Annotated in this window: 22 protein-coding genes; 19 read left to right on the top strand and 3 right to left on the bottom strand. The window is 63.7% G+C overall.

Going from position 1 to position 20,229, the window contains the following annotated elements; genetic code table 11:
- The first annotated feature begins 202 nt into the window (after positions 1-202).
- Positions 203-973 carry a sulfite exporter TauE/SafE family protein gene (locus tag FJ423_RS11235; RefSeq protein WP_140841694.1) on the top strand — a complete coding sequence of 257 codons (771 nt, stop codon included), beginning with the start codon at positions 203-205 and terminating at the stop codon, positions 971-973.
- Positions 974-1,133: 160 nt separating this feature from the next.
- On the opposite strand, the gene FJ423_RS11230 is transcribed toward FJ423_RS11235, so the two are convergent.
- Complete coding sequence (locus FJ423_RS11230) at positions 1,134-1,685, bottom strand: DUF2269 family protein (RefSeq protein ID WP_140841692.1); 552 nt, start codon at positions 1,683-1,685, stop codon at positions 1,134-1,136.
- Between the two features lie 577 nt (positions 1,686-2,262).
- Here FJ423_RS11230 and FJ423_RS11225 point away from each other — a divergent pair.
- Positions 2,263-2,793: a DUF1465 family protein gene (locus tag FJ423_RS11225; protein ID WP_140841690.1), complete on the top strand. Its 531-nt coding sequence runs from the start codon at positions 2,263-2,265 to the stop codon at positions 2,791-2,793.
- An 81-nt stretch (positions 2,794-2,874) separates the two neighbouring features.
- Here the strand turns inward: FJ423_RS11225 and FJ423_RS11220 are convergent, their stop codons facing one another.
- Entirely contained in the window at positions 2,875-3,093 is a 219-nt protein-coding gene (locus FJ423_RS11220; RefSeq protein ID WP_140841688.1) for a hypothetical protein, read from the bottom strand.
- On the opposite strand from FJ423_RS11220, the gene FJ423_RS11215 reads away from it, so the two are divergent.
- The 7 genes from FJ423_RS11215 (at position 3,081) to FJ423_RS11185 (ending at position 8,234) form a co-directional block, all read left to right on the top strand.
- On the top strand, positions 3,081-4,145 hold the full coding sequence (locus FJ423_RS11215) for a glycosyltransferase family 2 protein (protein ID WP_140841685.1): 1,065 nt from the start codon (positions 3,081-3,083) through the stop codon (positions 4,143-4,145). The two genes, FJ423_RS11220 and FJ423_RS11215, sit on opposite strands and share 13 nt — an antisense overlap.
- A gap of 105 nt (positions 4,146-4,250) precedes the next feature.
- The gene (ruvC, locus tag FJ423_RS11210) at positions 4,251-4,763 is read left to right on the top strand and encodes a crossover junction endodeoxyribonuclease RuvC (protein ID WP_140841683.1); all 513 of its coding nucleotides are present in this window, start codon (positions 4,251-4,253) and stop codon (positions 4,761-4,763) included.
- 56 nt (positions 4,764-4,819) lie between these two features.
- Positions 4,820-5,089, top strand: coding sequence for an AbrB/MazE/SpoVT family DNA-binding domain-containing protein (locus FJ423_RS11205; RefSeq protein WP_140841681.1), 270 nt, complete (start codon positions 4,820-4,822; stop codon positions 5,087-5,089).
- Positions 5,067-5,486 carry a type II toxin-antitoxin system VapC family toxin gene (locus FJ423_RS11200; RefSeq protein ID WP_082980671.1) on the top strand — a complete coding sequence of 140 codons (420 nt, stop codon included), beginning with the start codon at positions 5,067-5,069 and terminating at the stop codon, positions 5,484-5,486. Before FJ423_RS11205 ends, FJ423_RS11200 begins: the two co-directional genes overlap by 23 nt.
- 10 nt (positions 5,487-5,496) lie before the next feature.
- The gene (ruvA, locus tag FJ423_RS11195; RefSeq protein WP_140841679.1) at positions 5,497-6,117 is read left to right on the top strand and encodes a Holliday junction branch migration protein RuvA; all 621 of its coding nucleotides are present in this window, start codon (positions 5,497-5,499) and stop codon (positions 6,115-6,117) included.
- A 43-nt stretch (positions 6,118-6,160) separates the two neighbouring features.
- Positions 6,161-7,198 (top strand): Holliday junction branch migration DNA helicase RuvB, encoded by a 1,038-nt coding sequence (gene ruvB / locus FJ423_RS11190; RefSeq protein WP_140841677.1) that lies wholly within the window; start codon positions 6,161-6,163, stop codon positions 7,196-7,198.
- Positions 7,199-7,331: 133 nt separating this feature from the next.
- Positions 7,332-8,234 (top strand): metallophosphoesterase, encoded by a 903-nt coding sequence (locus tag FJ423_RS11185; protein WP_140841675.1) that lies wholly within the window; start codon positions 7,332-7,334, stop codon positions 8,232-8,234.
- 24 nt (positions 8,235-8,258) lie between these two features.
- Here the strand turns inward: FJ423_RS11185 and FJ423_RS11180 are convergent, their stop codons facing one another.
- The gene (locus FJ423_RS11180; RefSeq protein WP_140841673.1) at positions 8,259-9,509 is read right to left on the bottom strand and encodes a cellulase family glycosylhydrolase; all 1,251 of its coding nucleotides are present in this window, start codon (positions 9,507-9,509) and stop codon (positions 8,259-8,261) included.
- A gap of 131 nt (positions 9,510-9,640) precedes the next feature.
- Here FJ423_RS11180 and ybgC point away from each other — a divergent pair, with 131 nt between their 5' ends.
- From ybgC to ftsH, 10 genes are all read left to right on the top strand, one after another.
- Positions 9,641-10,114, top strand: a complete 474-nt coding sequence (gene ybgC, locus FJ423_RS11175) for a tol-pal system-associated acyl-CoA thioesterase (RefSeq protein WP_095767276.1) — start codon at positions 9,641-9,643, stop codon at positions 10,112-10,114.
- Between the two features lie 306 nt (positions 10,115-10,420).
- The gene (tolQ, locus tag FJ423_RS11170; RefSeq protein WP_095767277.1) at positions 10,421-11,131 is read left to right on the top strand and encodes a protein TolQ; all 711 of its coding nucleotides are present in this window, start codon (positions 10,421-10,423) and stop codon (positions 11,129-11,131) included.
- A gap of 15 nt (positions 11,132-11,146) precedes the next feature.
- Positions 11,147-11,602, top strand: a complete 456-nt coding sequence (gene tolR, locus FJ423_RS11165; RefSeq protein WP_140841670.1) for a protein TolR — start codon at positions 11,147-11,149, stop codon at positions 11,600-11,602.
- Between the two features lie 7 nt (positions 11,603-11,609).
- Positions 11,610-12,764 (top strand): energy transducer TonB, encoded by a 1,155-nt coding sequence (locus FJ423_RS11160; protein WP_140841668.1) that lies wholly within the window; start codon positions 11,610-11,612, stop codon positions 12,762-12,764.
- A 68-nt stretch (positions 12,765-12,832) separates the two neighbouring features.
- A complete protein-coding gene (gene tolB / locus FJ423_RS11155; RefSeq protein WP_224528395.1) occupies positions 12,833-14,125 on the top strand; it encodes a Tol-Pal system beta propeller repeat protein TolB in 1,293 nt (430 codons plus the stop codon).
- Between the two features lie 36 nt (positions 14,126-14,161).
- On the top strand, positions 14,162-14,539 hold the full coding sequence (locus tag FJ423_RS11150) for a four helix bundle protein (protein ID WP_140841666.1): 378 nt from the start codon (positions 14,162-14,164) through the stop codon (positions 14,537-14,539).
- 242 nt (positions 14,540-14,781) lie between these two features.
- Complete coding sequence (gene pal, locus FJ423_RS11145; protein ID WP_095767281.1) at positions 14,782-15,288, top strand: peptidoglycan-associated lipoprotein Pal; 507 nt, start codon at positions 14,782-14,784, stop codon at positions 15,286-15,288.
- Positions 15,289-15,520: 232 nt separating this feature from the next.
- On the top strand, positions 15,521-16,675 hold the full coding sequence (gene ybgF, locus FJ423_RS11140; RefSeq protein ID WP_095767282.1) for a tol-pal system protein YbgF: 1,155 nt from the start codon (positions 15,521-15,523) through the stop codon (positions 16,673-16,675).
- Positions 16,669-18,027, top strand: coding sequence for a tRNA lysidine(34) synthetase TilS (tilS, locus tag FJ423_RS11135; RefSeq protein WP_140841642.1), 1,359 nt, complete (start codon positions 16,669-16,671; stop codon positions 18,025-18,027). The genes ybgF and tilS overlap by 7 nt, the downstream gene beginning before the upstream one ends.
- A 122-nt stretch (positions 18,028-18,149) precedes the next feature.
- On the top strand, positions 18,150-20,084 hold the full coding sequence (ftsH, locus tag FJ423_RS11130) for an ATP-dependent zinc metalloprotease FtsH (RefSeq protein WP_095767284.1): 1,935 nt from the start codon (positions 18,150-18,152) through the stop codon (positions 20,082-20,084).
- Positions 20,085-20,229: the final 145 nt, after the last annotated feature.

Below are 20,229 nucleotides of genomic sequence, written 5' to 3'. Positions count from 1 at the left end.
CCGGGCGAAGATGGTTGCATTGCGGCATAGAGCAAAGGGAGCGGCTTGAACAGTCGGCTATGCGGCGGATGAGGACCGGTCGAGCATCGTCGCGCACGTCGATATCGGGCTGGCAATAGCGGATGCCGGCATTAATGACTATCCCGGCGGCGCCGTTCTGCGCTATGGCTGAATTCCCGCCCCCTCCAACCTTCCTTTGCCGATGTCAGGCCTGCTCAGCGATCCGTGGTTCTATGCTGCCGCCATTCCGGCGGTGATCCTTGTCGGCCTGTCGAAAGGCGGCTTCGGCGGCGCTGTCGGTTTCGTCGGCGTGCCGTTGATGGCTCTGACCATCCCGCCGGTTCAGGCGGCCGCCATCCTGCTGCCGATCCTGTGCCTGATGGACGTGGTTTCAGTGTGGACCTGGTGGGGCGTCTACGACCGCAGGATGCTGGTTGACATGATGCCCGGCGCCGTCATCGGCATCGGGCTCGGCTGGCTGACCGCGGCGTTGGTCACAGAGGAGATGGTGCGGCTGATCGTCGGCGCCGTCGCGCTGGTGTTCGTGCTGCGCTGGATCTACCTGCAGTTCCGTCACGGCGCCGATCATGTGGCGGAACCGAACCGCATTGCCGCCGCTTTCTGGGGCGCTGTCGCCGGCTTCACCAGCTTCGTCGCCCATGTCGGCGGCCCGCCCTTCCAGGTCTATGCGCTGCCGATACGGCTCGATCCGAAAGTGCTGTCGGGAACGGCGGCGATCTTCTTTGCCGCCACCAATGCGCTGAAGCTCATCCCCTATTTCGCGCTCGGCCAGTTCGACACCGCCAATCTCACCGCTTCGGCGGTGCTGATGCCGCTGGCGCCGCTGTCGACCATCGCCGGTGCGTGGCTGGTGCGCCGCATGCGGCCAGAGATCTTCTATCCGTTCACCTACGCCACCGTCGCGATGGTCGCCGTCAAGCTGCTGTGGGACGGCATTGCCGGCCTGATGTGAGGCGCGTCGATATTCAGGTGAGGCCGGCCTGCAAATGGCGATTTCCTGCGCTTCCGGTGCTCACGTACTTAAAGTACGCTCCGCTCCCGTTCTCGGAAATCACCACTTTCGACTCGGCCTGACCTGAATCTCAACGCGCCTTCGGGCGAGCGCCTTAATGTCACGCGGCGCTCGGTACCATCTGGCGGCTGCCGCCGAAGGCGAGCGCGGCGCCCAGCGCGACCACCATCGCCATGCCGGCAAGAATGCCGACGTCGTGCAGAGTGGGCTTCAGCACCATGTCGGCGATGATCACCAGCATCACCGCATAATCGAGGCGCGCCCAGTTCATCATGCGCTGGCCGATGGAGAGGGCGGCCGGCGTCACGCCCTGCTCGGCGATCATGGCGCCCATGCGCTCGCCGGTCGGCTTGAAGATCAGCATGCCGATCGAGAAGGTCGTGGCATAGCCGACGAGGCCGATGACGATCCACAGGTCGGCAAAGCCGACCCAGAAGCCGCACATGATGAGGCCAAAGACCAGCGTCAGCATCGACATCGGCGCGAAGAACCGGCCGCCGAGCTGTCCGCTGGCGCGTATAGCCAGCAGCTTGTCCTCGATGTTGCCGGCGCGCTCGGCCAGCACGCCGAGCAGGAACAGCACGAAGCCGCCGCCGACCCACAAAATAGCCGAGACGACGTGAAGAAATTTAACGATCGAATACCAATCCATGGTTTGCTCCGGATGTCCTGCCTGATTTCAAGCGGCACGGATTTGCGCGCCGCCTTTGTGGAGCGGCCTTTTGCGTGGCGCGTGTTTCGGAACGATGCCGCGGCAGCAACAAACATGTTACGGCGCCATGATCGGCGCCCGAAATCCGGTGCTCGGACGATCCGGGCGGCGAAGCCGCTGTCCTGTTCCGGCACAGGAACGCGCGTTCGCTTAAAAAATCGCCGCCGCGTTAAGGGTTCATTAAGCTTTACAGGCGTTTACTACACCCATCCAGTTTTGCTGGATTCTTACCGAGTGGTTGGAGCCACTTTGTTTGACGCCTCCCTGTTAAACTCCTGAGAGCCGCCTTATCCGCGGCTCTTTTTTTATCCGCTGCCGGCTGGCTGATGCCATCCGCTGCCGGCTGGCTGATGCCATCCGCTTGCGGATGGCCGGAAGCGGCCCGGCGTTAACCGTTTGTTAAACATGCGCTTGCCTTCATTGGCATCGAAGCGCATTTTCAAGCCTCAGTCATTTAGGGTGCGGGCCGCGTCGGCAAGGATGCCGAATCGGCTTGCGGCAGTGCAGGGGCGTATCGATGAACGAGCCTTCGAAGGGCAGCGCGAAAACCATAAAACTGGCGGAGCGCCGGGTTTTCTCCCAATCCTTCAAGCCGCTTTACCAGGAAGGCATGGGGCTGGTCGAACAGGCCGCCGAATATCTCGATGGCAAGGGCAGGCTCGAAGCCAAGAAATTGTCGCGCACGGCAGCGACGCTCTATGCGGCCGAATCGATGCGGCTGACCACAAGGCTTATGCAGGTCGCCTCCTGGCTGCTTTTGCAGCGGGCGGCGAATTCCGGCGAGATGACGCGCGACCAAGTGGCTTCGGAGAAATCCAAGGTGCGTCTCGACACCGCCTCCGCGCATGACGAGGCGCTTGGCTGGAACGAGCTCCCCAAGGATTTTCTGGACCTCGTGACGCGCTCGCTGCGCCTGCAGTCGCTGGTGCGGCGCATGGACGAGGAAATCTATGGCGGCGTCATCAGCGAGACGCACGCGCCCGGTCGGCGTGCCAACCCGGTGTCCGACCAGATCAGCCTTTTGAATACGGCGTTCGCGCGCGGCTGAAACCGCGTTTGCAAAAAAAACGATAGCGGTAGCGGCATATCCTTGATTGGGCGGTAATTTGGCCGTGGCTTTGGCTGCAGTTCAACGCTTGCGACTCCGGCCGCTCGTCGAACCTGCGGCAGCCATCGCCGTATTGAAGGCCATGCCGGCCTTCGCGGGAAAGATCACACTTGCCTTGAAGCGATAGGCCCCTAGTTGGAGCCGTTCGCCGCAGCCGGTCGACCCGAGCCGGTTCTGCAAGAAAACCACCGTCACTGTGACCAAAGCAGATTGCGAGGCTTGATCCCGTGCATTCGCCATTGGACCGCATCCCGGTATCGATCATCATCCCCAACTACAATTACGAACAGTTTCTAGGACGCGCCATCGACAGCGCGTTGGAGCAGGACCACCGAAATGTCGAGGTCGTGGTCGTCGACGACGCATCGACGGATGCATCGGTGGCCGTAATCGAATCCTACGGCGACAAAATCCGTCCGTGCCTGAGGCGCAGGAATGGCGGACATGCGGCTGCGTTCAATACCGGGTTCGAGGCAAGCACCGGGGAGATCGTCCTTTTCCTCGACGCCGACGACTATCTCTATCCGAACGCCGTTTCAGAGGTGTTGGACGAGTGGGATGCGGATGTCGCCCAGGCGCAATTCAGATTGCATCTCGTTGATGAGGACCAGCATATCAAGGATGTCTTTCCACCACCGGAACAGCCGTTCGATTCAGGCGACGTCGTGCCGGAATTGCTGCGCAAAGGGCGGTACCGTACGACGGTAACAAGCGGGCTGGCGTTCGACCGCGAGGCCCTGGAAACGATAATGCCGATGCCTGAAAGCGATTTCCGGCAAGGCGCCGACGGCTATCTCGCAACGCTGGCGCCGCTGCACGGAGAGGTGAAATCCATCGATACCTGCCTTGGCGCCTACCGCATCCACGGCTCCAATCATTCGATCTTTGCCGAAAAGCTTGCCGAGCGAGCGCGCTGGCGCGTGCAGCATGATTTCCGGCGCCTCGAGGCCTTGTCCGGCCGGGCGGCCGAGATCGGCTTGACCGTGCCGCCGGATGCCGGCCTTCGCGATCCAGTGCATCTGGAAGAGCGGCTGGCTTCGCTCTGCGTCGACGAGCCCCAGCATCCGGTCGCCACCGACTCCCGGCTGGGACTGGCAAGAGCGGGCGCCGCCGCCAGCCTGGAAATGAACGCATCCTGGCGGCGGCGGGCTGCTCTGGCGGCCTGGTTCCTTTGCATCGGAATCCTGCCGCGGCGCATGGGCAATGCAGTCCTGGCGTGGAAGCTGGTCGCATCGTCCAGGCCGGCATTTCTCACGCGGCTGTCGAAAACCATCCGCCGCGTGACGAATTAGGCATCTCGCTGTTTTACGGAAACGGCGTATCGCCCGAGATCGCAATTGTTTCCGGTTTGTTCACATTTTGCTGGCATCGCTTGCCGCCACGGCTAGACTTGGCGCATGGGGGAAGCGATTCGCATCATCGGCATCGATCCGGGCCTGAGGCGCACCGGCTGGGGTATTATCGACAGCGTGGGCAATTCGCTGCGCTTCATCGCTTCCGGCACGGTGCGGTCCGACGAGAAGGAGTCGCTGGCGACAAGACTCTGCCAGCTGCATGACGGCTTGGCCGAGGTGCTGCACCAGGCCATGCCGCATGAAGCAGCGGTCGAGCAGACTTTCGTCAACAAGGATGCGACGGCGACGCTGAAGCTCGGCCAGGCGCGCGGCATCGCCATGCTGGTGCCGGCGCGCGCCGGGCTGGTGGTCGCCGAATATGCGCCCAATGCGGTCAAGAAGGCTGTTATCGGCGTCGGCCACGGCGAGAAGAAGCAGATCCACATGATGGTGAAGGTGCTGATGCCGAAGGCTGTCTTCGACACCGACGACGCCGCCGACGCTCTGGCCATCGCCATCTGCCATGCGCATCACCGCCCGAGCACAGCCTACCGCATGGCCGCGCTGGCCGGGTAGTGTTGTTCTTGACTTGTTCTCGTTATCGCATTAAGTAATACCTTGGAGGTATTACCATGCGTGTGACCACCAAGGGGCAAGTCACAATCCCAAAACAGATAAGGGACCATCTGGGCATAGGCCCGGGTTCGGAGGTCCAGTTCGTGGCTACGGACGAGGGCGCCCGGCTTGTCGCCGTCAACGAAAACATTTCGGAGGAGGAGGCTGCCCGCAAATTCAAGGAGGTCCTCGACAAGATGGAAGGGACGCTGGATTTGGGCGGCATGACGACGGACGAATATATGGAGTGGTTGAGGGGACCATGTGAAAATCTCGACGTTGATTGACACGAACGTGCTCATTGATGTCTGGGGTCCGGCCGGGCCGCTGACGGAATGGTCTTCATCCGCAATTATCTCTTGCCGACGCGATGGCGCGTTGGTCATCAACAGCATTGTCTGGTCCGAGCTTGCGCCGCTGGTCGCTTCCGAAGCAATGCTGAGGAAAGCAGCCGAGAGACTTGAAATGGATCGCGAGTTCTTGCCTTGGGAAGCCGCGTTCTTGGCCGGGGTAGCGCATTCCCGTTATCGGCGGGCCGGCGGTGTTCGAGAGCGGACCTTGCCGGATTTTTTCATTGGCGCTCATGCGGCCGTTGCCGGTCACCGCCTGTTGACGCGCGACGCTCCTCGCTATCGCAGCTATTTCCCCGACCTCGAAATCGTCTCTCCGGAAACGCATCCATGAAAGCCAATCCATGATCGGCAAGTTGAAAGGCACGCTGGACGAGATCGATGAGGATTCCTGCATCATCGACGTGCATGGCGTCGGCTACGTCGTCCATTGCTCGGTGCGGACGCTGGCCGCGCTGCCCTCGCCCGGCGAGGCGGTGGTGCTGTTCATCGAGACCTATGTGCGCGAGGACATGATCCGGCTCTATGGCTTCCAGACCGGGCTGGAGCGCGAGTGGTTCCGCCTTCTGATGAACAATGTGCAGGGCGTCGGCGCCAAGGTGGCGCTGGCCATCCTATCGACGCTGGCGCCGGCCGACCTCGCGAACGCGATCGCGCTGCGCGACATTGCCATGGTTTCCAGAGCGCCAGGCGTCGGCAAGAAAGTGGCCGAGCGCATCGTCACTGAATTGCGCACCAAGGCGCCGGCTTATGCGGGCGCAGCCAGCGGCACGATCGGCCTCAAGCAGGAACTCGGCGAAGGCGTCGCGGCCGCGCCGATCACCGATGCGGTCTCGGCGCTCGTCAATCTCGGCTATTCGCGCGACATCGCCGCGAACGCGGTTGCCGCGGCGCTGAAATCAGCCGGCGAGGGTGCGGATGCGTCCAAGCTCATCCGTTTCGGCCTGAAGGAACTGGCGCGGTGAAGCGACGCTTGTCCCGCCATCGGTCCTATGCAAGGAAGGCGGCATGACCCTTTCGCCCCGCCTCATTGCCCCCGACAAGCGTGGCGAGGATACCGACCAGACGCTGCGGCCGCAGTCGCTCGACGAGTTCGTCGGCCAGGCGGCGGTGCGCGCCAATCTCAAGGTCTTCGTCGATGCCGCCAAGAGCCGCGGCGAGGCGCTCGACCATGTGCTGTTCGTCGGGCCGCCGGGGCTCGGCAAGACGACGCTGGCGCAGATCATGGCGCGCGAGCTCGGCGTCAATTTCCGCTCGACCTCGGGTCCGGTTATCGCCAAGGCCGGCGATCTCGCCGCGCTGCTCACCAATCTCGAGGAGCGCGACGTCCTTTTCATCGACGAGATCCATCGCCTCAACCCGGCGGTCGAGGAAATCCTCTATCCGGCAATGGAGGATTTCCAGCTTGATCTCATCATCGGCGAGGGGCCGGCGGCGCGCTCGGTCAAGATCGACCTTGCCCGTTTCACGCTGGTCGCGGCAACGACGAGGCTCGGCCTGCTGACCAATCCGCTGCGCGACCGTTTCGGCATTCCGGTCCGGCTCAATTTCTACACGGTCGAGGAGCTGGAGCAGATCGTGCGCCGCGGCGCCCGTATCCTGTCGATGCCGCTCGGCGACGACGGCGCGGTGGAGATCGCGCGCCGCGCGCGCGGCACGCCGCGCATTGCCGGCAGACTGCTGCGCCGGGTGCGCGATTTTGCTTCAGTGGCCGGGGACGGTCATGTCGACAGGAGGATCGCCGACGAGGCGCTGACCAGGCTGGAGGTCGATGCGCTCGGCCTCGACGCGCTCGATCGCCGCTATCTGTCGATGATCGCGCGCAATTTCGGCGGCGGGCCGGTCGGCATCGAGACAATCGCGGCCGGACTCTCCGAGCCGCGCGACGCGATCGAGGATATCATCGAGCCTTACCTGATCCAGCAGGGCTTCATCCAGCGCACGCCGCGCGGTCGCGTGCTGACCGCCAACGCCTGGCGCCATCTGGGCCTCGACCCGCCGAAGGACATCGCCCAGCAGCAGATCAGCCTGTTTCAGGAAGAGTAACGCAGATTTGTTCGCCGTTTCGGCGGCGCAATGGCCCATCTGCGCAGAATCTGCGCGCCTCGGCCCGACTGAGGGCGCAATTGCATCCTTTAAGATAGGCTATCTGACGCAGTCCTAGGGCTTGGGGCGACCTATGATCACCAGACGCGCTTTCCTGCGCCTTGTCGGCGGCTCGGCCTTCGCCATGGTGTCGCTCAGCGCCTATGCGGTCGGCATCGAGCCGATGCTGCTCACCCATGTGAAGCGCTACACATTGACGCCGCCGCACTGGCCGGCCGGGCTCAAGCTGCGCGTCGTGGCGCTTGCCGATATCCACTCTTGCCGGCCCTGGATGACGCCGGAACGGATCGCAGCGCTTGCCGAGGAGGCCAACGCGTTGCAGCCGGATCTGATCGTGCTGCTCGGTGACTATACCGCCGGGACAAAGCTGGTGACGGGCCGGGTGCGGGTGGAGGAGTGGGCCGAGGCATTGTCGGGGCTGAAGGCGCCGCTCGGCGTGCTGTCGATCCTCGGCAATCACGATTGGTGGACCGATTTCTTCGCCCAGCGAGCGGAAGCCGGCCCGACCCAGTCGCGCAAGGCGCTCGAGCATGTCGGCATCCCGGTGCTGGAAAACGACGTCGTGCGGCTGGAAAAGGACGGGCATGGTTTCTGGATCGCCGGGCTAGCCGATCAACTCGCGCTGCTGCCGAACAAGGCCAAGGGACGCGACAGTTTCCAGGGCTTCGACGATCTCCCGGGCACCTTGGCCAAGATCCAGGGGAGCGAGCCGATCATCCTGCTTGCACATGAACCGGACATCTTCCCGAAGGTGCCCTCGCGGATATCGCTCACCTTGTCCGGCCACACGCATGGCGGACAGGTGCGGCTGTTCGGCTATTCGCCGGTCGTGCCTTCGGACTATGGCAATCGCTTCGCCTACGGCCATGTCGTGGAGAATGACCGCAACCTGATTGTGTCGGGCGGGCTGGGCTTCAGCATTCTGCCGGTTCGTCTCGGGGTGCGGCCGGAGATCCTGCAGATCGATCTGGGCTGAGGCGTGTCGCCCCGGCCCGCCGCCTCAGCGCAGCGACCTGATCACGTCCATCACGTCCGGTTCCGCCTTCTCGCCGTCGAACGCATCGTCGATGCCGAAGGCGCCGCCATAGCTCCACAGCGACCAGGAAAAGCCATGCGCCTCGGCGCGGGCGATCATGTCGCGCACATAGGCCGCGCGGTATGCGGCCGGCATGACGAAGCTGTTGCCGTATTCCTTGCGGATCATGCCGAATTCACCGAGCGTGATGTCCTGCGGCTTGATCCCGTTGGCCTTCGCCCAGGCGTCGACCGTCGCGAACGGCGCATCCATCACGCCAAGCAGCTTTTCGGAGCTGTCCATCGTCGCCACCTGCTCGTCGAGATAGCTAAGCAGGCCGCTTTGCCGCGCCCAGGGCGCCTCGGCCCTGATCCGGTCGCGGATCGCGTCCAGCGCCATGTCGAGTTGCGCCTTCGGGACAGCCGTCAACGGATAGGGCAGGCCGGTTACGTAGGGGATGAAGTCGCCGGCCCAGCTTGCGCCCTGATGCGTCAAAAGGAACGGGTCGTAGGAATGGAAGGTCCAGATGATGTTGTCATCGGCGATCGTCTTGGGGTCGATCCTGGCCAGCGACTCCGCGTTCGAATAGCAGCCGCCGCTCAGCACCAGCGTGAGCCTGGTGGCGGAGGCGCGCGCGGCGGCGAACAGCTGCTTCTGGCGGTCGGGCCAAAGGTTGGTGCCGTTCGCCTCGCAATCGGCCAGCGGCTCGTTCATCAGTTCCAGCGCGACAAGCTTCGGATCCTCCTTGGCCAGCGTCCGCGCCATCTTGCGCACCAGCTCGGCATAGGCATCGAAGACGGCCGGGTCATGCATCACCTCGCTCATGCCGATCTTGCGGTTGCCGCCGGCGGGGATCAGATGCAGGTCGACGATCACCTTCAGGCCGGCACGGTTGATCATGCGCGCGGAGTCCAGCACGCTGGCATAGAGGTCGTCGCGAAGGGCCGTGGTGCGGTCCGAAAGAAAGGGCGAGGGATCGACCGGCATGCGCAGGAAATCGAGACCGGCACCCTTGAGCGCCTTGAGGTCGCCCTCCTTGAGGAATTTGCGCCACTCCGGATAAGGCAGGATCGCCTGGCGCTCGCCCCATCTATCCTCGACCGGCCAGGTAACCCACTGGTCGAGATTGAGGCCGCGCTTCATCGAGAAAGTCGCCGCTGCGGCGGGCAACGCCAACGGGCCAAGCGCAAGCAGCGCCGCCATCAAGGTCTTGATCATCGTGCCCAACAATGCCATCCCGTTCCCGCGCGAAAACAGTGCGTATCGCCCAAAAGTGTGCAGCGGTTTTTGGGACAACGACACGCACAGAAAAATGCCTAAAGTCTGAGGGCTTTAGGTGCCTGTTCGGGCCTGAAAAGGAAAGCGCGATGGACGATCATGGTGAATCGGCGGCGCTCGGCGCCGGGCTTTCCGGCGCGCTAACGGACTTCGGCCACCGGCTGATGGCGAGGGTCTATTATGCCGACACGGATTTCTCCGGCGTCGTCTACCATGCGCGCTATCTCGAATTCCTCGAACGCGGGCGCTCCGACTATCTGAGACTGACCGGCGTCCACCACACCGAACTCCTGGACGGCAAGCATGGTGAGCGCATCGTCTGGGTGGTGCGGCGCATGGAGATCGACTTCCGTTCGCCGGCGCGTATGGACGATATCCTCACCATCGACACGCGCACCGACGATATTTCCGGCGCCCGCATCTTCATGGGCCAGCAATTGAAGCGTGGCGGCGATGTGCTGGTCGAGGCCAAGGTCGAAGCGGCGATCGTCGGCGAAAGCGGCCGGCCAAAGCGTTTCCCAAAGGAATGGATCGCGGCTTTCATGCCGAAGGCAAAAGCCTGAAGCTTCCACGCGAGGCCCATCTTGAAGGCTTCAACCGGACGGCTCCGGTTGCAGGCCGCCCCAGCCATGCGCGGCAATGCGCCGCGCCTGATCCCCTAACCCATCCTTAACCATAACGGTTCATGAAGGAATTGGCGAAGATTGGCGCAATCCGTGCGCCTTCCTTTCACCAATATTTGCCTCGAAAAGGCCGCGAAACGGTGCATTCGGGGGCTATCCGCAAGCTTCTAGCTTCGCGCGATCGGACCAAAGGAATGCCCATGGGCCAGCCGCCAGCGATGCCCGGAAATCTTAAGGACGTAAGTCATGGAAAATATCGCACTCGCCGAACCGGGCGCGCATCTGTCGCTCTGGGCCCTATTCATGCAGGCCGGCTGGGTGGTCAAGCTGGTCATGATCGGCCTGCTCTGCGCCTCGATCTGGACCTGGGCGATCATCATCGACAAGCTCGTCGCCTATAGCCGCATGCGGCTGGCGCTCAACCGCTTCGAGCAGGTGTTCTGGTCGGGCCAGTCGCTGGAGGATCTCTACCGCACGCTGGCCGATCGCAAGACCACCGGCATGGGCGCGATCTTCGTCGCCGCCATGCGCGAATGGAAGAAGAGTTTCGAAAAGGGCGCGAAATCGGCGCTGGCGCTGCAGACCCGCATCGACAAGGCGATGGACCTGGCGCTGACGCGCGAGATGGAGAAGCTGGAGGGTAGGCTCGGCTTCCTCGCCACCACCGGCTCGGCCGCACCCTTCATCGGGCTGTTCGGCACCGTCATCGGCATCATGACGTCGTTCCAGGCGATCGCCGCCTCGAAGAACACGAGCCTTTCGGTGGTGGCACCCGGTATCGCTGAGGCGCTGCTCGCCACCGCGATCGGCCTGCTCGCGGCCATTCCCGCGGTCATCGCCTACAACAAGCTGTCATCGGACGCGAACAAGATCGGCATGCGCATGGAAGGCTTCGCGGACGAGTTCTCCGCCATACTCTCGCGCCAAATCGATGAAAAAGTAGCGCAGAAGGGCTGAGGATCGATCATGGGGATGTCTGCTGCAGGCGCAAGTGGCTCGGGGCGAGGCGGACGCGGCCATAGGCGGCGCGGCCGTCACCATGCCCTGATGTCCGAAATCAACGTCACGCCGATGGTCGATGTGATGCTGGTGCTGTTGATCATCTTCATGGTCGCGGCGCCGCTGCTCACCGTCGGGGTTCCGATCGACCTGCCGGACACGCAGGCCAAGGCGATGAATGTCGACACGCAGCCGATCACCGTTTCGATTGACTCGACGGGCAAGATTTTCCTGCAGGAGACCGAGATCCCGATCGAGGAGTTGGTAGCCAAGCTGCAGGCGATCTCGAAGACCGGTTACGACGAACGCATCTTCATCCGCGGCGACAAGGCGACCGATTACGGCACGGCAATGAAGGTGATGGCCCGCATTTCGGCGGCCGGCTACAAGAATATCGGCCTGGTCTCGCTGCAGGAACAGGATCAGTAGACGCCAAATGCGGACCGGCCTCACCTCATCGGTGATCTTGCATACGGTGGCGCTGGCCTTCGGGCTGTTCACGCTGTCGTCGCCACCTGCCATGCCCGCGGCCGACGTGGAGTCGGTGGCGGTCGACATTGTGCCTATGGAAGCCGTGCCGCAGACGCTGCAGGGTGACAAGAAGTCGGTGATGCATGAAAAACCGGCGCCGCTGCCGACCAAGCGGCCGGACGTCGTGCCCAATGCACAGAAGGTCGGCGAGAACACCGTCGATACCGACAAGCCGGTGACGGACGAAGCCAAGCCGAAGCCGGTCGAGAAGACGGCGGCGCCGCCGCCCGCGCCGACGCCGACCGAGAAGCCGGCGGTCGAGGACGTGCCGAAGCCGCAGGAAAAGCCGAAGCCGACCCCGGCGACGGAAGTTGCGCCGACGCCGACGCCGAAGGAAGAGGTCAAGCCCGAGCCGGTCAAGCAGACGGAGCCCAAGCCGGCGCCGGCCAAGCAGCCGACACCGACGCCGCCGAAGGACACGACCGCCGCTATTTCGAAGGACGAGGTGAAGCCCGACGCCGTCGCCGAGGCGATCGCCCAGCAGCAACCCACCGACGAGGCCAAGCTTCCGGACTCCGCGCCTGCGCCGGAAGCGCGGCCGAAGCCGCAGCCGGCCCAGGCCGAAAGCGCCAAGGCGCCGGACCGCAAGGACGCCGACAAGCCGGTGAAGGAAGCGTCTTCCAAGCCGAAGTCGGACGACAAGCAGTTCAATGCCGATGAGATTTCCGCCCTGCTGGACAAGCAGAAGCCGTCCGGCGGCGGCGCGAAGCGCTCGACGCAGCAGGCTTCGCTGGGCGGCGAAAAGGACCAGGGCCAGAAGCTGTCGAAGTCGGAGGAAGGGGCCCTGCGCGATCAGCTTGCGGGTTGCTGGACCTTCCCGGCGGGCATGGAAGCCTCGGACGATCTCATCGCCGTGATCTCGTTCAACCTCGACGCCTCAGGCAAGCTGGACGGCCGGCCTGTCGTCGAGAAATCGAGCGGAAACCGCCAGGTCGACGAAAGCGCGGTGCGCGCTATCCAGAAATGCAACATGGCCGGCCTGCAGGTTCCTCCCGGAAAACAGGACATCTGGGCGCAGATCAAGGTCACTTTCGATCCGAGGGAAATGCTTGGCCTCTGAGGCCTGCCCTCCGCACAATCAGCGAAGAGAAGCGAGAAGATATGAAATTCACCCTCAAGCCGCTCCTGATGGTCGCGACAATTGCACTGGGTTCTATCGTTGGCGCCGCCGCGCCGGCATGGGCTCTCGTCGAGATCAACGTCAACAAGGGCAATGTCGAACCGCTACCGATCGCCATCACGGATTTTCAGTCGAATGATGCGCTGGGCGCGCAGATCACCGAGATCGTCACCGCCGACCTGAAGCGCTCCGGCCTGTTCGCGCCGATCGATAAGAGCGCGTTCATCGAAAAGATTTCCGGTCCGGACGCCACGCCGCGCTTCGACGACTGGAAGGTGATCAACGCGCAGGCGCTGGTCACCGGCAGCGTCGGCAAGGAAGCCGACGGCCGCATCCGCGCCCAGTACCGGTTGTGGGATACGTTTGCGGGCCAGCAGATGGCGGGCGAGCAGTTCTTCGCCAACGACGCCAACACCAGGCGCGTCGCCCATATCATCGCCGACGCCATCTATGAGCGGATCACCGGCGAAAAGGGCTATTTCGACACGCGCGTGGTCTTCGTCGACGAGTCCGGCGCCAAGAACGCTCGCAAGAAGCGGCTGGCCATCATGGACCAGGACGGTGCCAATATACGCTACCTGTCGGACGGCCGCGCGATCGTTCTGACGCCGCGTTTTTCGCCGAACCGGCAGGAAATCACCTACATGTCCTATGAAAGCGGGCAGCCGAAGGTGTATCTGCTGCAGATCGAGACCGGACAGCGCGAGCTGGTGGGCAATTTCCCCGGCATGACCTTCGCACCGCGCTTCTCGCCCGACGGCCAGAAGGTGATCATGAGCCTGCTGCGCGACGACGGCAACTCCAACATCTTCGCCATGGATCTGAGGAGCCGCTCGACGACGCGGCTCACCGATTCGACCGCGATCGACACTTCTCCCTCCTATTCGCCGGACGGCTCGCAGATCGTCTTCACCTCCGACCGCGGCGGCGGCAGCGGCCGTTCGCAGATCTATGTCATGGGCGCGGACGGCTCCAATCCGCACCGCATATCCTTCGGCGACGGCGTCTATTCGACGCCCGTCTGGTCGCCGCGCGGCGATCTCATCGCTTTCACCAAGCAGAGCGGCGGCGAGTTCCAGATCGGCGTCATGAAGACCGACGGCTCGGGCGAGCGCATCCTGTCCTCCGGCTTCCAGCAGGAGGGTCCGACCTGGGCGCCGAACGGCCGCGTGCTGATGTTCTTCCGCGACTCCGCCGGCGGCCCCAAGCTGGTCTCGGTCGATCTCACCGGCCGCAACGAGCAGCAGATTCCGACGGCGAACTATGCTTCGGACCCGGCTTGGTCGCCGTTGCTTGAGTGAGGGGGGCGGGGAACTGAGGAATTGAAGAATTGAAGAATGGAGAAAGAGGGTAGCTACATCAAGCGCGCGAAGGATCTGGAGGTCTATAGGCGTGCTTATGCAGTTTCCCTCGAGGTCCATAGAGCCACACTCGTTTTCCCGAAAATCGAGCAATACGCGCTGGCTGACCAAATGCGTCGATCCAGCAAGGCGATCTGCGCCAATCTGGCTGAGGGCTTCGCCAAACAGACCCATTCCAGGCCCGAATTCGCGCGGTTCATCTCGATGGCTCTGGGATCGTGCAGCGAAATGGAAACGTGGATTTCTTACGCGTTTGATCTTGGCTACATCACGCAGCGGCAACGCGACGAATGGCTGCAAGCCTATGCCCACATCTATGGAATGCTGGTGAATCTAAGGGAGAGATTGAAGTGACCCTTTTCGCCAATTCTTCAATTCCTCAATTCTTCAATTCCCCTTTTTCACAACCCGGTCGCGTTTTGGCCGCATTTCCGCCTAGGGTCCGCGCGCAGTGTCGCCCCTTCGTAAAGCGCGGGGCAAGCAGTCGCGGACGGCGGCTCGAAACCAAAAATTAACCGTGTTTCTTGAATGCCGGTTAACCCAAACGTGGTTACTGGGTGATCAACGAAATCACTCATATGCGAAGGAGAGGCGGCATGGGCCGTATCGCAGCACTTACCAGAAACCCAGCGATGATCGCTCTCGTGATGGCGCTCGCCATTACCGGTTGCGCCTCGAAGAAGACCCCGAACAGCGCGGCCGATCTCGGCCTCAACGGTGCCGGCGCCGCCACGCCCGGTTCGGCGCAGGACTTCACCGTCAACATCGGCGACCGCATCTTCTTCGATACCGATTCCTCGTCGATCCGCGCCGATGCGCAGACCACGCTGGCCCGCCAGGCGCAGTGGCTGAATCAATACCGCCAGTATGCGATCGTCATCGAAGGCCATGCCGACGAGCGCGGCACGCGTGAGTACAATCTGGCACTGGGCGCCCGCCGCGCCGCCGCCACCCGCGACTTCCTTGTCTCCAAGGGCGTCTCCGCCGGCCGCCTGAAGACGATTTCTTACGGCAAGGAGCGTCCGGTCGCGGTCTGCGACGACATCTCCTGCTGGTCGCAGAACCGCCGCGCCGTCACCACGCTTTCCGGCGCCGGCTCCTGACGCATGATACCGAAGATCGGGGTCGATTTTCGGTAACGGCGCTCGGCGTCCCAGGCGACAAAAATACAACATCCCAAAAATGAAAGGCGGCCTCAGGGCCGCCTTTTTCCTTTGCAACAAACCGAAACAAAATTTGGCCGAAGTCTCGCGTCCTGCTATGAGCGCGAGGGCGCTTCCTCCCTTGTTTGATTTGGAAAGGCGCATCAGGCCAACACCCACCGCGAGAGACAGAATGCACTTCAGAACGGTCCTGAGCGGCACGCTTGCGCTGCTGCTCGTATCAAGCCTCCCAAGCCTTGCCGCGCCGGCCGACAGTGCCGGGCCGGCCGCCGACAGCGGGTTCACCTTCCATCTGCCCACGCTCGGCATCTTCGGCGACAAGAAGAAGCCGGAACAGGCGCAGGTCGCACAACAGGAGGGCGGCGCCGGCGTGACTGGTCTGGAAGACCAACTGCGCCAGCTGAACGGCAAGATCGAGGAGATGAATTTCCAGATCCTGCAGATGCAGGAACAGATCCGCAAGCAGCAGGAAGACAATGAGTTCCGTTTCCAGCAGCTGGAGGGCCAAGGAGGCGCCAAGCCGGCCGGGCAGAAGAAATCGGAAGCCGCGCCCCAGGACAACAATAACGGCAACACCAATCTCGGCGATGCCGGCACCGGTCAATCCGGCACCGGCGACGCCGGAGCCGACAATAGCGTCGCCCAGGCCCCGGCGACGCAGCCGCCGGCTGGCACCGGTGCGCAAAACGGCGGCAAAAGCGTTGGCGACGTCATCGTGGAATCGCAGACCGGCGATCCCGGCAAGCTGATCACCGGCGCGCCGCCGAAGAATTTCGGCACCATCACCGTCGACAAGAACGGCAACGTGGTCAATGCCGAGACCGGCCCGCAGGCCAGCGCGCCGGCGGAAGCTCCCGCGGCCACGGCAAACGCTCCTTCCGCCGAAACGCCGGCCAAGAAGAGCAAGTCCGGCGGCACCGAAGTGGCGGCACTGCCGTCGACCAACAATCCCGACGAGCTCTATCGCAATTCCTACCAATTCATCCTGTCGGGCGATTATCCGACCGCCGAGCAGGGTTTTCGCGACCATATTTCCCGCTTCCCCAAGGACGCCAAGGCGGCTGATGCGCATTACTGGCTAGGCGAGTCGCTGCTCGGGCAGCAGAAATACCGTGACGCGGCCGAAGTCTTCCTCGCCGCCAGCAAGGACTATCCGAAGGCCAAGAAGGCGCCCGACATGCTGCTCAAGCTCGGCGTTTCGCTGGTCGGCCTGAAGCAGAACGACGTCGCCTGCGCCACCTTCAGTGAAATCGGCAAGCGCTATCCCGATGTTTCCGGCGCCCTCAAGGAACGCATCAAGCAGGAAAGGGCCCTGGCGTCGTGCTGACGCCCGACAGCAAACCTGACCTTTTGGACTGCCTTTTCTCCGACCTGGATCTTTCGACCGGCGCCATTGCTGCCGTGTCCGGCGGCAGCGACTCGACCGCCCTTCTCCTTCTCCTCAAAGATCACCTCGACCGGACGGCATCGGCCGCCAGGCTGCTCGCGGTGACCATCGATCATGGCCTGAGGCCGGACTCGGCCACTGAGGCGCGGCTCGTTCAACGCTTCTGCGCCGAGCGCGGCATCGCGCATCGCATTCTTGCCTGGCGCGGCGACAAGCCCGCGACCGGTCTGGCGGCCGCCGCGCGCGAGGCGCGCTACCGGCTGCTTGCCGAAGCTGCCGGCGCCGAAGGCATCAAGCTGATCCTGACCGGCCACACCGCCGACGACCAGGCCGAGACGGTGCTGATGCGGCAGGCGCGCGACGATGAGGGCCGGGGCCTCGCCGGCATGGCGCCCGCCACGCTGTTCGACTGGCGGACATGGATCGTCCGGCCGCTGCTTGGCACAAGGCGCGCGGCACTGCGCGAGATGCTGCGGGCTCGCGACATCGGCTGGATCGAGGATCCGACCAATGCCGATGCCCGCTTCGAGCGGCCGCGCGTGCGGGCGAAGCTCGCTCAGGGCGACGGCGAACAGCGTGTCGCGCAGGCGCTGGCACGGGCGGGCCAGGCGGCTCTCGAGCGCCGGGAAATCGGCCGCCGCGCCGCCACGCTCATCGACGCCTTTGCCGGCAGGCCGGTTCCGGGCCTCATCCGCCTCGATCGCAAGTTTGCCGGACATGAGGATGGCCAAGCCGCCATCCATGCGCTGCGCATCCTGTTGGCCACCATCGGCGGCGTCTCGTTTCTCGCCGACGAGACGCGCTGCGCTGCGCTGCTTTCGCGCCTGCGGTCCGCTCCGTTTCGCGCCACATTGTCGCGGACGGTTATCGATGCGCGACGAACCGGCATTTTCCTTCGCCGCGAGAACCGCGACCTGCCTGCCGCCGCGCCACCGCAGCACAACCGGCTCTGGGACAATCGGCGGCGCATCACTTTGAAAGACGGGCCTGGCGATTTGGTGATCGCGCCGCTGGGGGCGGCCGCCGCCGGGAAAGCGCCCTTGAGCGAGGATATCCCGCCGAGCCTTTCGCGCGCCGCGCTTGCCGCGGAGCCCGCGCTGTGGTCCGCCGGCGAATGCCTTGGTTTTGCGGGCGGCAATGCCGGCTCGCGATCGGTCTCGATCGCTCCGGCGGTGGCTCCTTTCGCGCGCTTCCTGCCGTCCTTCGACATCGAGCCCGCCGCCGCCGTGGCGGCCCTGGTTGGCGCGCCGCCGTTGCCGGCACCGCCATTCCGCCGCCATGATGGTGGTTGAGGGTGGGCGAAAGCTTAACCGATACGTGCTGTTCTGCTTGGCAAGGGGGGGCGCTCTCCCTATGTTAGGCCCGAGCTAATCCATCATCGCGGGTCCGCGCGCGGACGCCAACGGGACAATAGATGAATCCGAATTATCGCAACCTCGCGCTCTGGGCGATCATAGCGGTCCTGCTCATAGCCCTGTTCAATCTTTTCCAAACGCCGCAGACGCGCGGCGCCACCACGGATATCGCCTATTCGCAGTTCCTGCAGGACGTCGCGTCGGGCCGGGTCAAAAGCGTGACCATCGCCGGCGCCCGCATCTTCGGCAACTACACGGACAACGCCAACGGCTTTCAGACCTATTCGCCCGGCGACCCGTCGCTGGTCTCCAGGCTGCAGGACAAGAACGTCACCATCACCGCCAAGCCCGAGACCGACGGCTCCAATTCGCTGTTCGGCTATCTGATCTCGTGGTTGCCGATGATCCTGATCCTCGGCGTGTGGATATTCTTCATGCGCCAGATGCAATCGGGCTCCGGCCGCGCCATGGGCTTCGGCAAGTCGAAGGCCAAGCTTTTGACCGAGGCGCATGGCCGCGTCACCTTCCAGGACGTCGCCGGCGTCGACGAGGCCAAGGAGGATCTCGAAGAGATCGTCGAGTTCCTGCGCGATCCGCAGAAGTTCCAGCGCCTCGGCGGCAAGATCCCGCGCGGCGTGCTCCTGGTCGGCCCGCCCGGCACCGGCAAGACGCTGCTCGCCCGCTCGGTCGCCGGTGAAGCCAACGTGCCGTTCTTCACCATTTCCGGCTCGGATTTCGTCGAGATGTTCGTCGGCGTAGGCGCAAGCCGCGTGCGCGACATGTTCGACCAGGCCAAGAAGAACGCGCCCTGCATCATCTTCATCGACGAAATCGATGCGGTCGGCCGCCATCGCGGCGCCGGGCTCGGCGGCGGCAATGACGAACGCGAGCAGACGCTGAACCAGCTGCTGGTCGAGATGGACGGTTTCGAGTCCAACGAGAGCATCATCCTCATCGCCGCCACCAACCGGCCCGACGTGCTCGACCCGGCGCTGCTGAGGCCCGGCCGTTTCGACCGCCAGGTCGTGGTGCCGAACCCCGATATCGTCGGCCGCGAGAAGATCCTCAAGGTGCATGTGCGCAACGTGCCGCTGGCGCCCAATGTCGACCTCAAGGTGGTTGCGCGCGGCACCCCGGGCTTTTCCGGCGCCGATCTGATGAACCTCGTCAACGAATCCGCGCTGATGGCGGCGCGCCGCAACAAGCGGCTCGTCACGATGGCCGAGTTCGAGGACGCCAAGGACAAGATCATGATGGGCGCCGAGCGCCGCTCGTCGGCGATGACGCAGGCCGAGAAGGAGCTGACCGCCTATCACGAGGCCGGGCACGCGATCCTGGCGCTCAACGTGCCGTCGGCCGATCCGCTGCACAAGGCAACCATCATCCCGCGCGGCCGCGCGCTCGGCATGGTCATGCAGTTGCCGGAAGGCGACCGGTATTCGATGAGCTACAAGTACATGATCTCGCGGCTTGCGATCATGATGGGCGGCCGCGTCGCCGAAGAGTTCAAGTTCGGCAAGGAGAACATCACGTCGGGCGCCTCCTCCGATATCGAGCAGGCGACCAAGCTGGCGCGCGCCATGGTCACGCGCTGGGGCTTCTCCGACAAGCTCGGCCACGTCGCCTATGGCGACAACCAGGAAGAGGTCTTCCTCGGCCATTCGGTGGCGCGCACCCAGAACATCTCGGAAGAAACGGCGCAGATTATCGATGCCGAGGTGCGGCGCCTGATCGACGACGCCTATTCGACCGCCAAGACCATCCTGACCAAGAAGAAGAAGGAATGGATCGCGCTCGCCGAAGGACTGCTCGAATACGAGACGCTGTCCGGCGACGAGATCAAGCAGCTGATCGCGGGCAACAAGCCCGCCCGCGACCTCGGCGACGACACCCCGCCCAGCCGCGGCTCGGCCGTGCCGAAGGCCGGCACCGGCGGCCGCCGCAAGAAGGGCCCCGAGCCCGAAGGCGGCATGGAGCCGCAGCCGTCAAGCTGAGGTGGTGCGCGAAAGACTGATCGAGAAACGCCGCGGCTTGCTCCGCGGCGTTTTTTGTTTGCATTGGAGACAAGACAAGGCTTCCCTCGTCCTGGCGCGTAGATATCGCCCAACAGATACTCCCGAGGATGATGGCTCAACGTCT

The sequence above is a fragment of the Mesorhizobium sp. B2-8-9 genome, from assembly GCF_006439475.1.
Lineage (GTDB): Bacteria > Pseudomonadota > Alphaproteobacteria > Rhizobiales > Rhizobiaceae > Mesorhizobium.
This window is presented reverse-complemented; position numbering and strand designations above follow the sequence as displayed.

Coding starts and splice junctions, on each gene's coding strand:
- tolQ (WP_095767277.1), top strand. CDS start 10,421: ATGGAAAATATCGCACTCGCCGAACCGGGCGCGCATCTGTCGCTCTGG.
- FJ423_RS11230 (WP_140841692.1), bottom strand. CDS start 1,685: ATGGATTGGTATTCGATCGTTAAATTTCTTCACGTCGTCTCGGCTATT.
- tolR (WP_140841670.1), top strand. CDS start 11,147: ATGTCTGCTGCAGGCGCAAGTGGCTCGGGGCGAGGCGGACGCGGCCAT.
- ruvC (WP_140841683.1), top strand. CDS start 4,251: ATGGGGGAAGCGATTCGCATCATCGGCATCGATCCGGGCCTGAGGCGC.
- FJ423_RS11235 (WP_140841694.1), top strand. CDS start 203: ATGTCAGGCCTGCTCAGCGATCCGTGGTTCTATGCTGCCGCCATTCCG.
- FJ423_RS11150 (WP_140841666.1), top strand. CDS start 14,162: ATGGAGAAAGAGGGTAGCTACATCAAGCGCGCGAAGGATCTGGAGGTC.
- ftsH (WP_095767284.1), top strand. CDS start 18,150: ATGAATCCGAATTATCGCAACCTCGCGCTCTGGGCGATCATAGCGGTC.
- FJ423_RS11160 (WP_140841668.1), top strand. CDS start 11,610: ATGCGGACCGGCCTCACCTCATCGGTGATCTTGCATACGGTGGCGCTG.
- FJ423_RS11180 (WP_140841673.1), bottom strand. CDS start 9,509: ATGGCATTGTTGGGCACGATGATCAAGACCTTGATGGCGGCGCTGCTT.
- FJ423_RS11185 (WP_140841675.1), top strand. CDS start 7,332: ATGATCACCAGACGCGCTTTCCTGCGCCTTGTCGGCGGCTCGGCCTTC.
- tolB (WP_224528395.1), top strand. CDS start 12,833: ATGGTCGCGACAATTGCACTGGGTTCTATCGTTGGCGCCGCCGCGCCG.
- ruvA (WP_140841679.1), top strand. CDS start 5,497: ATGATCGGCAAGTTGAAAGGCACGCTGGACGAGATCGATGAGGATTCC.
- ybgF (WP_095767282.1), top strand. CDS start 15,521: ATGCACTTCAGAACGGTCCTGAGCGGCACGCTTGCGCTGCTGCTCGTA.
- FJ423_RS11205 (WP_140841681.1), top strand. CDS start 4,820: ATGCGTGTGACCACCAAGGGGCAAGTCACAATCCCAAAACAGATAAGG.
- FJ423_RS11225 (WP_140841690.1), top strand. CDS start 2,263: ATGAACGAGCCTTCGAAGGGCAGCGCGAAAACCATAAAACTGGCGGAG.
- pal (WP_095767281.1), top strand. CDS start 14,782: ATGGGCCGTATCGCAGCACTTACCAGAAACCCAGCGATGATCGCTCTC.
- ybgC (WP_095767276.1), top strand. CDS start 9,641: ATGGACGATCATGGTGAATCGGCGGCGCTCGGCGCCGGGCTTTCCGGC.
- ruvB (WP_140841677.1), top strand. CDS start 6,161: ATGACCCTTTCGCCCCGCCTCATTGCCCCCGACAAGCGTGGCGAGGAT.
- FJ423_RS11220 (WP_140841688.1), bottom strand. CDS start 3,093: ATGGCGAATGCACGGGATCAAGCCTCGCAATCTGCTTTGGTCACAGTG.